This window comes from Pseudomonas sp. GW821-FHT02A08 (assembly GCF_059422045.1).
Map to the genome: position 1 here is coordinate 42,480 of NZ_JBWKWD010000031.1, position 12,930 is coordinate 55,409.

Consider the following 12,930-nt stretch of genomic DNA (forward strand, 5'->3'; position numbering starts at 1 on the left):
TCGGAGTGGCAGTGGAGGGTTACCAACTGCCGTAGGGGATGCCGTGGCGTTCGATGTAGCGCCGAACTTTCTCGTCGAGTGTGTAGGCGTAGCGACCATCATTCTTGCCTTGGCTCGGCCCCAAGGGCTCGACCTCGGCTTGAGCCCGGGCGACCTTGATCGCGTCATGACAGCTATCGAGCACCCATACCTGCACCACACCACCCGGGGCCAGGCCCAGAATCAGCGAAGCCCGGTACGGGGATCGAAGGGTGTCCGGGCAGCGTCGACTGATGGATGTGCGCATGATTTCGCGTGCTTGCTCGGGGATGTCGACCCAGACCTTGTAGGTTTGGGGTTCGACGATTGATTGCCAGCGGACGTAGATGCGCTTAGGCAGTGCAGCACCGGTTACGGGCCTGACATTCCCGCCGACCCGGTGCCAGCCACGAGCAGCCTCCGTGCCATCCGGCGCGGTGTCAGTCCCGATCACCCCTCCCATGTGGTTGTTGAAGAATTTCCCGTTTATATCTTCTGCAGTACTGTTTTCGACCCAGCCGAGCATGTACGACGGCCCTTGAAAATCAATGCTCCACCAAGGCGAGTGAGGGTCGTGCTCGGCTGACAACGGGTCGGCGGCCTGACAGCCACCCAGGAGTAAAAGGCCCATGAGGGCCATCAATCTTTTCATCATCCTTGACCTCGGAGTGGCAGTGGAGGGTTTACCAACTGCCGTAGGGGATGCCGTAGCGTTCGATGTAGCGCCGAACTTTCTCGTCGAGTGTGTAGGCGTAGCGACCATCATTCTTGCCTTGGCTCGGCCCCAGGGGTTCGACCTCGGCTTGAGCCCGGGCGACCTTGATCGCGTCATGACAGCTATCGCGCACCCATACCTGCACCACGCCGCCAGGGGCCAGGCCCAGAATCAATGAGGCTCCGTAGCGATATCGAAGGGTGTCCGGACAGCGTTGACTGGTCGAGATTCGCATGATTTCACGGGCTTGCTCAGGGATGTCGACCCAGCCCTTGTAGGTTTGGGCTTCGACAACCGATTGCCAGCGGACGAAGATGCGCTTGGGCAGTGCAGCGCCGGTCACGGGCATGATTGCCCCGCCGATATGGGGGGGCCAGCCGCGAGCGGATTCAACACCACTTTCCGGGGTGTCAGTCCCGATAGGCCCACCGCTATGGATGTTGAACAGCCGCTTATCCACATCTTCTACGACGGTGTGTTCGACCAAACCGACCATGAATGATGGTCCCTGAAAGTCGATGCTCCACCAAAGCGGTTGTGGGTTCTCGCCTTCCACCAACTGACAGCTACTGATCAACAAGAAGCTCATCAAGGCCAGCAATAATTTCATTATCCTTGGCCTCAGCGGGGTACGTGGGGATGTAATACCCGCACGGCATCGGCCGTGGGGGCGTTGATATAGAGAAGCCTGGCTTCACGTTGCCCGGTTTTATCCAGTGGATGATTCCAGTTTGCCGATGTGTGGATGTAACGCTGCTTGAGCAGCGTTTCTTCGGCAGCCGTGAGACGGTAGTCTCCGGCAACAAACCGGTCGCAAAGCGTTTGAAGTTCCGACGGTATGTGATAGTCCGGTGTATCGGGAAAGTCCTTGAAACGCACCCCCGAATTTTTGGCTAACGCATGCATCAATCGTAAATACACCTGAGACAATTCACCCCGGACCAAGCGCTTGAGTTGCAAGCCCGCGTAAACCCGTTGCTCCCGCCCGCTTGCCCGGTCCTGCAGGTCGGGAGACAGCAGCCTAGGCTCGGGGGTGACAATCTCCAGCATGTCGGCCGGCCAGCCCTGGGCAATCATGTTGGCCCTGTGCTGCCGCGCAGCACGGTAGATCGACGTGCTCCTTACATCCGTGCCCCGGGCCACGGTCAAGCCCAGCATCGGGCCAACGAGTACGCGTTCCGCTGCTTCGGCCAGATAGCCGCCACCAATGTCCGAGTGCACCCCGGGCAAGGCAATTTCTGGATGGTCGGGTGCGACCCGGCTCAAGGGGAAATTGGCGCGATGTTCATCGCGAGCCACCAAATGCACCACGTTGGAAAACAGCGAACGAGGCAGATGCAGGAGCAACCCCGGAGCGACTGAACTCTGGACGTTGCCGAGGTTGCTGATACCGGCAATGGAGGCGACGGTGTCGAACAGGCCGATAAAGCCCATATGGATGTCGCGGTGATACTGACCCAGGAACTGGCGGCTGAAGCCCTGTGCGTTGTTGATCAGCACCCTTTGAAGCAGTCCCTGGCTGCCCTGCGTCACCTCATTGGCGAAGTGACGGGCGGCGGCCGCGCCACGACTGAAGCCAAAAGTGTCGAAGGTCAGAGAGGTGATTTCGCCGTCCGGGTTTTCCCTGAGAACTTCATCGATAAAGTTACTCATAAAGCTAAACACTTGTTGAGTTCGGCCAATTACGCCAGTGTCGCCTCGCCCGGTTCCGGAACCCAACAAACTGTCTTTTTCACCGGACTGGGTACCGATGCCCTCAACATAGAGCTTGCGTTGTGACAACTTGCTCCGTCCGTGGACTTCCAAATCGTCTGACTGAAGATAGTGCTGGAAGAGTTTTGCCACATTCGTCACATCATTCCCATAACTACTCCCCGGATCACTCATATACGGCTTGCAACTGGCCTCCAGATCTTCAGGCTCGATGGCATGGTGGGCCCCGCAGGCCAGACCGAGTGCGGTGTTGTCGGCATTGTTTCCAGTCCCGTCGAAAAACACGCCAATGCGCAGCGCAATGCCGATTTTGTTGGGTGTCGGTTGTTTCTCCACCCATCCCGATGGCGGTGGTGGGGAGGCTGGTGCCCGTGCGGTCTTTGAAAAATGGGCAGGAGGGTAAGTTGGCGGTTGAGCGACAGCTCTGCAAGTCAGTGCCTCAGCGTCATCGCTGGACTCGTAAGTGGTGTCGAGTATCGATGGGATCAGTCTGGCGCTGCAGGGGCAACTGCTGAAGCTGTCCAGGGTGCCGGCCACCAGCCTTCCGTCGCTTTCAATGCTCGAGACACCGCCGAGGATCACGTAAATTTTGTTGTCCGCGCCACAGGAAACCGGATCGCCCTCGCAAGCAAGGGCCATGTCGAACATCGCGACGTCTGCCTTGGCGTCCAGCACCTTGCCACCGCAGGTGGTCCAGTCGCCCAGACAAATAAAATATCCCTCAGCCATGAATTGAACTCCGTGTCCTTGGCGCCCCCGGTGAGGGAGGCGCTGCTGCTTGATGGATTGCACTGACTCGGGTGTGAGCCGGGCTAGCGCAACGTAACGGGACAGCGACGGAATTCAAGGTGTCCGGGAACGAACAGGAAATGTCCTACGAGTCATTCAGAAAAAAGAGGCGTCGAGGCAACGATTCTGGTCGTTCCGCGCTGGCTTAAGGCTTGATACCACGCAAGATCTCCTTCGCCTGATCCTGCGTCGCCTGCGGTGCGGTCATGTTGCCGTCGATCACGGTGATCACCGCATGGCCTTGCCACAGTTGATAGGCATCGGCCTTTTGCTGGGATTCGGTCGGTGTCGACGGCGGGGCCAGGTTGACGTGGACCACGCCATCGGCGCCGCGCTGTGAGGTGAAGTTCACGCGGTCCCAGTTGCCGATCGGCGCAAAGCTCACGCCTTTGACTTCAGCGGGTTTCAGGGGCGGGTAGTTGATGTTCAGACCGCTGACACCCGGTAGGCCGAGCACGTTCAAATCACAATGCTGTTTGTTTTTCGCGCAAACCTGTTTGGCTTCTGTGCCGACCAGGCTCGCCTGCTCGATGACCTTCACGGCAAAGCGCGCCGTGTCGTCCATGGCGCCGAGGGTCTTGCGATAGCCCGCCTGCTGGTCGCGGATGATCAGGTCCATGTCGATACCCGTGGACACCGCCACCGCCGCGATCCCCTTGAACATTGCGCGCACGGCGGCGTTGAGGGTGCCGGACATCTGCGTCAGCGGGCCGACGTTTTCGCCAAAGTTGCTGCCGGACACCACCAGGTCCGGCGGCGAATCCTTGAGGATCACGTCGAGGCCGACATTCACCGCATCCACTGGTGTGCCGATGGCAGAGGTCTTGCCGGCCGGCGGGGTGTAGCCCTCTGGCGGTCCGACGCAAAATTTGCCCGGCGCCAGTTCGGTCACCGCCAGGGCCTGCCCAGGTACGACCACGCTGGCGGCGCTGATGCCGCTGCTGTCGTTCAACGGGCCGACCAGGGTGACCTTGTGCCCTGCAGCAGTCAGGGCGCGGTACATCGCGTCGATGCCGGGCGCGCGGCAGCCATCGTCATTGGTCAGCAGGATGTTCAGGGCGTTTGCTTGCATCGACAGGCCAGCGCTGGCCATGGTGATGATGACGGCGAGGAGTTTGTTCATGGAGGAGTCTTCCGTGGAAGGAGCGGATTTTACAAAGCACAACGCCCCGACCGAATGAATCGGTCGGGGCGCAGAGGTTTTAGCGAGTGCCGAGTTTGCGCAGGTTGCCAGGGGTGAATTCGTCTTCGGTGAAGGCGGTGGCGTTGAGCTTGGCCGGTTTCTGATCGATCAGCATCCGGTCAACCAGATACGAGCCGGCGATCAGGTCGTGATAGATCCCGAGGCGAGCGTGGTAGCGCTGCATCTCGTAGGCGTAGATCGAAGTCTGCATGTTGGTGCGCCAGAGTTGACCGCGACTGTCGTAGTTGTCGGCCAGGGTCGCGGCCCAGGTGTCCTCGTCCAGGTACATCACACGCTTGGCGTACACGTGGCGGGCACCCTCTTTGAGGGTAGCTTGCAGCACCCAGACGCGGTGTTTTTCATAGCGCATGTACTGCGGATCGATATGGCCGGTGGTGGCCAGAATCTGATCGGTACTCACGCTCGGGTCATCGATCTTGTAGTTGTGATAAGGAATGTAGATTTCCTTTTTGCCCACGATGGTCCAGTTGTAGCGATCCGGTGCACCGTTGAACAAACGGTCTTCGTCGTACACGCGAAAACCTCCCGCGCCGGTCGGCGAGTCGTAGCCCACGGTCGGCGCGCGACGTACCCGGCGTTGACCGGGGCTGTACTGCCAGGCCTGGCGCGGGGAGGCGGTCGGGTTGATGAACTCGTGGCCGACGACGATTTCGCCTTTCTTGCGCACCGGTTCCAGCGTGGTGATCAGGAAGTTGGTGAGGATGCCGTTGGATGTCTCCAGGGTTCTGTCCGGGTTGGACCAGATCGAGAAGATCTTGTAGTTGACCTCTTCGAGCACTCGCTCCTTGTTGGAATACACCACGGCCTGCCGGTAGTTGGCCTCTTCGGCGGCGGCACGGCCGGCGAGGGTGTGGTTGAACATCAACTCGCTGCCGTTCTTTGGAATCGGGAACGGCGAACCGGCCCAGGCGTTCTTCGTGTCGTTGTTGTCGTTGGCCAGCTCGGCGTTGACTGCGTTGTGCTTGACCGCCTCGACCAGTTTCGGATCAACGCGGAAGTCGCGGTGACTCGGGTACACCGGGATCTTGAAGGTGTCAGGGTAGCGTTTGAGCAACGCCTTCTGACCATCGGTGAGGTTGGCGGCGTACTTGTCCATGTTCTTCGAGTCGATCACGAACAACGGTTTTTCCGCTGCATAGGGGTCCGGGTATGGCGTGCCGGGGCCGTCAAACTTGAGGCCTGGCGGCAGGCCGAGCCATTTGCCGGACCAGGCCGGGATGCTGCCGTCGGCGTTGCCGGCTTTTTCGGCGCCCATCGGGGTCAGGTCCTGGCCCAGGCGTGCGGCTTCTTCGGGGCTGACCTTGGCGTAGGCCAGGCCACTGCCGAGCAGGCCGACGGTCAGCGCGGTGCTCAATAATGTTTGGGTGAATCTGGACATGCTGTGCTCCTCCGATCGGGGAATCAGAACCGGTACTTGAAGTTGAGCGCGACGTTGTCGCGATCGGCCAACGGGCTGTTGTTGGCGCTGCCGAGGTAGGCGTTGTAGCGGGCCTCGACGGTGAAGTTGCCCAGGTAGCGCCACGAACTGCCGATGCTGGCGCGGTTGTCGTTCTGGCCGGCGTTGATCGAGCCGACCATCGAGCTGTCGCCGTGGGCGGCGGCGCTGAAAGTGACAGGCACCGACATGTCCCATCCGCTGAACACGTTGTTGTAGTCAAAGTTCGCCTGCACCGTGTAGCCCCAGGCATCGCGGTCATAGACCAGGCTGTCGGTTCCCGGCAGCGCGAAGCCCGGCGCCAGGGTCACCGGTTGCGACTTGTCGTTGCTGACCACGGTGTTGTAGACCACCTCGCCGGTCAGGGTGGTGTTGTCGGCGAAGGCGGTCGGGCCGAGCACGTAGATCATCGACGTTTGCGCTTGCACGGTCTTGCCACGCACGGGGCTGGAGAAACCGTTGTCGACCATCACCGGCGTGCCGTCGCGGTAGCTGACTTCACCGGCCCAACTGACGTCGCCCAGCACGGTGGCGAAGCTCGCGCCGAACAGGTCGATGTTGTCGAAGTAGCGCACCTGGTAGCGGCCCAGGGTCGTCGCGAAGTCCAGCGACGGCGTCTTGTCGTGATAGCGCGAGTAGAAGAGGCCGAACTCGGTGTTGTTCAACGACTCGGCGGCGTAGGTGAAGGCCACACCGTACTGGCCGCTGTCGCTCGGCTTGTCGTCCTTCAGACGGGTGACGAAACCGGAGGCGTCGTTGAAGCCGCCCTCGTCGATGAAGTCGGTGGTGGAGAAGTAGCTACCCACGCCGAACAGCTCGGTCTTTTCCCATTTGTACTGGTAGTAGGCCTGGATGCCCAGGCTTTCGGTCAGGGCGAACTGGGTGAACAGCTGGCCGACCGGCAGCAGGATTTCCTTGACCTCGACACCCGGGGTGGTCGCCTTGGTTGCGTCCACCGGGCTCTGGGCCGCGGAAATACCCGGATAGAACAGGCTTTCACCCCAGCTCACCACCTGGTTACCCAGGCGGGCGTTGAGGGCATGGCCGCTCAGGTCCCAGGTGCCATAGGCGTAGTAATCGAGCATGCGCAGTTCATTGCGGTGTTGGTCGATGGTGTCCTGGGAGAAACGGTCAGGCTTGCTGCAATGGCCGCCGGCGAAGCAGTTGGACGTGCCGGTGGTGTTGTCGTTGTCCTGATCGTAGACGTTGTCGTAGAAGCCCGTCGCCCGGACGAACACGCCGTAGTCGTCTTGCCATTTGATGTTGGCTTCGGTGAGAAAGCCGCTGCGGTTGTTGATCAGGCTGCCTTTATCGAAGGCGTTGTCGCCGTCGTTGCCGTTGGCATTGGCGGTCAGTTTGTGATCGCGAGACTCGGTCCGCCAGGCGAGGCTGTACGTCAGTGTGGTGTCCCAGTCGATGCTCAAGTCTTCGCTTGGCTGAAAGCTCATGGCGTTAACGTGAGCGCTAAGTCCGCCAGCCAGCATCAATAGAACAAGCTGTGTGCGAGGGTGCTGTGTTGGTGGGGCGATTATTGTTTTTATCATGTCGTCCTCATGGTCCAGGTCAGACCTGCCCGACCTGCATTTCAGGGGGGTGATTGGTGCTGTGGGCGACTATGGAGTCACGACTTGCGCGCAACATCGTCCAAGCGGACTAAGCGATTTGTACGGGGCGGCAGCAGGCCTGGCATTAGTCTTATCGGACGATGAACACCCGGCGCGCGCGGCGAACAATCCCGAGACCGACTGCACCGGGCGAAGATCCGGCGGTGGCGGTTTCTGCCTGATGGGCGCTGAACAAGGGTGATCGCATGAACGCTGCCGGGATGAAATGGGACGAGTGCTGTGATGTGTTGGTGATTGGCTCTGGCGCCGGGGGCATGACCGCTGCGCTGCGCGCCCACGACCTGGGCCTCAATGCGCTGCTGATCGAAAAGAGCGGCGAGTACGGCGGTACCTCGGCGGTGTCCGGCGGCGGTATCTGGATCCCCGACAACCACCGGATCGCTGCCATCGGCGGCAGTGATTCGGCGGCCGAAGCGATTGCCTACATCCGCGCCGTGACCCATGGCGAGATCGACGACGGGCGCATCGAAGCCTATGTCGAGCACGGCCGGGAGATGGTCGAGTACCTGGAACGACACACCCGCGTGCGCTTCGAGGCACAACCGCGCTACGCCGATTACTACCCGGAAGTCGAGGGCGGCAAACCGGGCTATCGCTCGATGGATCCGCAACCGTTCGATGCCGCCGAACTCGGTGAAGAATTCTTGCGCATGCGCGCACCGTCCCCCGGTACCCTGATGATGGGGCGCATGGCGATGACCATGAAAGAGGCGCAGGTGCTGCTGTGCCGCGGCCCCGGCTGGTTGCGCCTGACCTTGCGGGTGATGTGGCGCTACTGGCGTGATCGCGAGGGGCGGCGTTTGTCCCGCCGCGACCGTTTCCTGACCCTGGGCAATGCCTTGATCGGCGCCTTGCGCTGTTCGTTGCAGGATCGCGGCAAGTCGCTGTGGCTCAACTGTGCGCTGGAAGAATTAATGCTGGTCGGCGACCGGGTCGGCGGGGCGCGGGTCAATCGCAACGGCCAGCTGCTCAACGTCAAGGCGCGCTACGGGGTGATCATCGCCGCCGGTGGTTTCGAGCGTAACCAGGCGATGCGCGAGCAGTACCTGCCGCAGCCGTCCCAGGCTAACTGGAGTGCCACGCCACCGAACAATACCGGCGACGGCATCCGCGCCGGCCAGGCCCTTGGCGCACGCACCGCGTTGATGGAACACAGCTGGTGGGCGCCGACTACTTTCGTCAAGGGCGAAGAAAAGCAGCGTGCGCTGTTCGTTGAACGCACCTTGCCGGGGTGCGTGATGGTCAACGCCGCGGGCGAACGTTTCGTCAACGAAGCCGCGCCCTATACCGATATTGTTTATGCGATGTACGCCAACAACCGTGAAGGCGCCGCGAGCGTGCCGTGCTGGATGGTGTTCGACGCTGAGTTTCGCCGTAAATACCCGTGCGGCGCCTTGCTGCCGGGCTATGCCCAGCGCGATTGGCAATTGCCCGAGCATTTGCGTGATTACTTCCAGAAGGCGTCGAGCCTGGAAGAACTGGCGACGAAAATCGGCGTCGACGCCGGCGGGCTGGTGCGCACCGTGCAGCGCTTCAACGGCATGGCCGTGCAGGGCGTCGACCTGGATTTCCACAAGGGCGAGTCGCTGTTCGACCGCTACTACGGCGACCCGAACGTGCAACCCAATCCGTGCCTGGCGCCGTTGCTCAAAGGGCCGTTCTACGCCGTGCGCATCGACGCCGGCGACATCGGCACCAAGGGCGGCCTGCTGACCGACGTGCACGCCCGCGTGTTGCACGAAGACGGCGAACCGATCAACGGCCTGTACGCCATCGGCAACAGCGCCGCCTCGATGATGGGGCGCACCTATCCGGGTGCCGGTTCGACCATCGGCCCGGCCATGACCTTCGGTTATCTGGCCGCCAATCACATCAAGCGCCAGAGCGAAACCGCTTCGGCGAAAACCTTGTTCGGGAGTGTCGAATGAACAGTCAGCATCCACAGATCGCCGTAGTGACCGGTGCCAGTCGCGGAGTGGGGCAGGGCATTGCCCTGGCCCTGGGGGCGGCGGGCATGACGGTGTATGTCACCGGTCGCGCGCCGACGCAGGGTGGGTCGAATTTGTACGGGCACGCCTTGAGCGGGTCGCTGGAGGACAGCGCCGCCGCGATCACCGCCGCCGGTGGGCGCGGTATCGCGGTGGTCTGTGACCACGCCGATGACGCGCAGGTTCAGGCGCTGTTTGCCCGAGTAGAAGCCGAGTGCGGGCATCTGGATCTGCTGGTGAACAACGCTGCGTTCATCCATGACCGGTTGATCGAGCCGGGGCCGTTCTGGGCCAAGCCGCTGGACCTGGTGCGCATTCTCGACGTCGGACTGCGCTCGGCCTACATCGCCAGCTTCTACGCCGCGCCGCTGTTGCTCAAGAGTGCCCAAGGGCTGATTTGTTTTACCTCGTCGTTCGGCGCCGGCTGCTACATGCATGGCCCGGCGTATGGCGCGCAAAAGGCCGGCGTCGACAAGCTGGCGGCGGACATGGCGATCGATTTCGAAGGGCAGGGCGTGGCGGCGTTGTCGCTGTGGCTCGGTCCGCAACTGACCGAACGCACCAGGATTGCCGGCGAGCAGCATGGCGAGCAGTACCAGGCGTTCCTGGCCCACGCCGAAACCCCGCAGTTCAACGGGCGGGTGATTCATGCCTTGCTCAATGATCCGCAGTTGATGGCGCTGTCCGGGCAGACCCTGATCACCGCCGAAATCGCCCTTGGCTACGGCATCAGCGAAGCCGAAGGTCGCCAGCCACCGTCCCATCGCGCCATGCTCGGCGACCCGCGCCAACAGCATCCGGCGCGGGTGGTCTGATCCACGATGATCGTTCCCCGTAGCAGCTGGCGAAGCCTGCGTTCGGCTGCGCAGCAGTCGTGAAATCAGGCACTGCGGTGTATCAGTTAAACCGCGTGCACTGTATTCACGACTGCTGCGCAGCCGAACGCAGGCTTCGCCAGCTGCTACAGGGAAATTGTGCGTTTCGGACTTAATACACGGGCTGAAGCGCCCACTCCCTCAACACATTCTTGGTCACTTTGCCCGCCGCATTGATCGGCATGCTCTGCAGCACCTGCACCCGGCGCGGCACCTTGTAGTTGGCCATCTGCTCGCGGCACCAGGCGAGGAATCGGGCCTGCTCGATCTCGATGCCCGGCGCGGGCAACAGGAATGCCATCGCCACTTCACCCATACGCTCATCGGGAATACCGATCACCGCTGCCTGGGCCACGCCCGGATAGGTCAGCAAACACTGTTCGATCTCCGCCGGGTACACATTGAAGCCGCCGGTGATGAACATGTCCTTGAGGCGGTCGGTGATGCGCAGGTAACCCCGTTCGTCGAGCATGCCGATGTCGCCGGTGTGCAGCCAGCCGTCGGCGTCGAGAATCTCCTGGCTGGCGTCGGGGTTGTTGAGGTAACCCTGCATCAGGTTGTAGCCGCGAATCTGCACCTCACCGGGAATGTTCGCCGGTTGGCTGCGACCGTTGTTGCCGACACACCGTACTTCCACCCCCGGCATCGCCCGGCCACTGGTGTTGGCGACCAGTTCCGCGGAGTCGCCGGCGCGGCAGATCGTGGCGAAACCGCAGACTTCCGTCAGGCCATAGGCGGTGACGATGGTGGCGAAGCCGAGTTCGTCGCGCATGCGGTGGATCATCTCCACCGGGATCGCCGCCGCCCCGGTCACCGCCACGCGCAAGGAGCTCAGGTCGAACTCACTGCGTTGTGGATGGGCCAGCAGCGATTGATACAGCGTCGGTGGCCCGGGCAATACGGTGATGCGTTCCCGTTGCACGCATTCGAGCACGGCCTGCACGTCGAACACTTGCTGCGGCAGGAGGGTGCAGCCTCGCATCAAGGCGGCCAGCCAACCGGCCTTGTAGCCGAAGGAGTGGAAGAACGGATTGACGATCAGGTAGCGATCGCTCTCACGCAAACCGACGATATCGCTCCAGTCCCGCACGATGCGCAGGTTCTGGCCGTGGCTGGTCATTACGCCCTTGGGTTTTCCGGTGGTGCCCGAGGTGAAGAGCACGTCGGACAAGGCTTGTGGGCCAACGCTCTGTTCGCGGGTGCGCAAGGCCAGGTGCGGTACGTCGACCCCCAGGTCCATAAACCGTTCCCAGGCCAGTGTTCCCGAGTTGGCACCGCGCAGGCTGACGATGTGGCGCAGCTCAGGCAGGTCTTCCGACGCCAGCATGCCGGGGTAGTCCGCGCCCAGGAATTCGCCGATGGCAAACAGCACACAGGTGCCGCTTTCGCGCAGGATGTAGCCGGCCTCGCTGCCCTTCATCCGGGTATTGAGCGGCACCAGGGCGGCGCCGACACTTTGCAGGGCTCCGGCGGCGACAATCCACTCCCACAGGTTGGGCGCCCAGATCCCCACGCGGTCCCCGACCTGTACGTCGAGGGCCAGCAGGGCGCGGGCAGCCTGGCGGCGCAGTTGGTCCAGTTGTCGGTAGCTGATGACGTGGCCCGCGTCCTCGATGGCCGGGCGGTCGCCGTAGGCCTGGGCAGCGTTGGCGAACAGTTGAGCGATGGTCAGTGCGGTGGCGACAGGCGGCATGGGGCCTCCCCGGTTAGAAGACAAATACGAAAAAGGGAGTAGGCCGGGCAGGGCGCCCGGCCGGATAACGAATTACTGGGCGGGCGGGGCGAAACGGCGACCGGCGGAGAAACCACCGTCCACGGCGATCATCTGGCCGCTGACAAAGGACGCTTCGTCCGAGGCCAGGAACAGCGCGACGTTGGCCACTTCTTCCGGTTGCCCGGAGCGGCTGAGCATGTGCTGCGAGGCGAAAAACGCGTGGAACGCGTCATTGTCACGGACCATGCTGGTCATCGGCGTTTCGATCAGGCCCGGGCACAGACCGTTGACGCGAACGTTGGCGTAGCCGTAGTCGATGGCCATCGAGCGGGTCAGCTGGTTGATGCCGCCCTTGGACACGTTATAAGCCACGTTGCCGTCGCAGCCCTGCAGGCCGAAGATCGAACCGACATTGATGATCGAGCCATTGCGTTGTTCAACCATCGACGCCAGCGCGTATTTGCTGGTGAGCATGCTGCCGGTCAGGTTGATGTCCATCACCCGTTGCCAGTTGGCGGTGGTGGTCTGGGTCACGCTGCCCTGGTCGGCAACGCCGGCGGCGTTGACCAGTACATCGATGCGCCCGAAGCGGCTGATGACTTCTTGCATGACCTGCTGCACCTGCGCTTCGTCGCGCACGTCCAGGGTCATGAACAGGCCGGGAAAGTCTGCCGGTGCGCTGCCGATGTCCAGCCCGACCACTTGTGCGCCTTCGGCAGCGAAACGGCGCACGCAGGCCAGACCGATACCCGAAGCGCCGCCGGTGACCACCGCGACCTTATTCTGCAAACGAGCCATAACTGCACCTCTTTATTGTTGTGGGCTAATGCTGTGGCCGAGTCTAACTGCAGACC

At 62.0% G+C, this 12,930-nt stretch carries 10 protein-coding genes; 2 read left to right on the forward strand and 8 right to left on the reverse strand.

Annotated elements, in window-relative coordinates; translation table 11 throughout:
* Positions 1 to 19: 19 nt before the first annotated feature.
* The 6 genes from AC07W4_RS20575 to AC07W4_RS20600 form a co-directional block, all read right to left on the reverse strand.
* On the reverse strand, positions 20 to 670 hold the full coding sequence (locus AC07W4_RS20575; protein ID WP_495033759.1) for a DUF2931 family protein: 651 nt from the start codon (positions 668 to 670) through the stop codon (positions 20 to 22).
* Positions 671 to 701: 31 nt separating this feature from the next.
* Positions 702 to 1,343 carry a DUF2931 family protein gene (locus AC07W4_RS20580; protein ID WP_495033760.1) on the reverse strand — a complete coding sequence of 214 codons (642 nt, stop codon included), beginning with the start codon at positions 1,341 to 1,343 and terminating at the stop codon, positions 702 to 704.
* Between the two features lie 11 nt (positions 1,344 to 1,354).
* A complete protein-coding gene (locus tag AC07W4_RS20585; protein ID WP_495033761.1) occupies positions 1,355 to 3,175 on the reverse strand; it encodes a type VI secretion system family protein in 1,821 nt (606 codons plus the stop codon).
* A 205-nt stretch (positions 3,176 to 3,380) separates the two neighbouring features.
* Positions 3,381 to 4,358, reverse strand: coding sequence for a 5'/3'-nucleotidase SurE (gene surE / locus AC07W4_RS20590; RefSeq protein ID WP_495033762.1), 978 nt, complete (start codon positions 4,356 to 4,358; stop codon positions 3,381 to 3,383).
* Positions 4,359 to 4,437: 79 nt separating this feature from the next.
* Entirely contained in the window at positions 4,438 to 5,817 is a 1,380-nt protein-coding gene (locus AC07W4_RS20595; RefSeq protein WP_008048795.1) for a DUF1329 domain-containing protein, read from the reverse strand.
* 23 nt (positions 5,818 to 5,840) lie between these two features.
* On the reverse strand, positions 5,841 to 7,418 hold the full coding sequence (locus AC07W4_RS20600) for a DUF1302 domain-containing protein (protein ID WP_495033763.1): 1,578 nt from the start codon (positions 7,416 to 7,418) through the stop codon (positions 5,841 to 5,843).
* Between the two features lie 266 nt (positions 7,419 to 7,684).
* On the opposite strand from AC07W4_RS20600, the gene AC07W4_RS20605 reads away from it, so the two are divergent.
* Together AC07W4_RS20605 and AC07W4_RS20610 are read left to right on the forward strand one after the other, a co-directional pair.
* Complete coding sequence (locus tag AC07W4_RS20605) at positions 7,685 to 9,427, forward strand: FAD-binding protein (RefSeq protein ID WP_495033764.1); 1,743 nt, start codon at positions 7,685 to 7,687, stop codon at positions 9,425 to 9,427.
* Positions 9,424 to 10,302 carry an SDR family NAD(P)-dependent oxidoreductase gene (locus tag AC07W4_RS20610; RefSeq protein ID WP_495033765.1) on the forward strand — a complete coding sequence of 293 codons (879 nt, stop codon included), beginning with the start codon at positions 9,424 to 9,426 and terminating at the stop codon, positions 10,300 to 10,302. The genes AC07W4_RS20605 and AC07W4_RS20610 overlap by 4 nt, the downstream gene beginning before the upstream one ends.
* A gap of 172 nt (positions 10,303 to 10,474) precedes the next feature.
* Here AC07W4_RS20610 and AC07W4_RS20615 read toward each other — a convergent pair whose 3' ends face one another.
* Complete coding sequence (locus tag AC07W4_RS20615; protein WP_495033766.1) at positions 10,475 to 12,055, reverse strand: FadD3 family acyl-CoA ligase; 1,581 nt, start codon at positions 12,053 to 12,055, stop codon at positions 10,475 to 10,477.
* A gap of 72 nt (positions 12,056 to 12,127) precedes the next feature.
* The gene (locus AC07W4_RS20620; protein WP_495033767.1) at positions 12,128 to 12,874 is read right to left on the reverse strand and encodes an SDR family NAD(P)-dependent oxidoreductase; all 747 of its coding nucleotides are present in this window, start codon (positions 12,872 to 12,874) and stop codon (positions 12,128 to 12,130) included.
* Positions 12,875 to 12,930 lie beyond the last annotated feature (56 nt).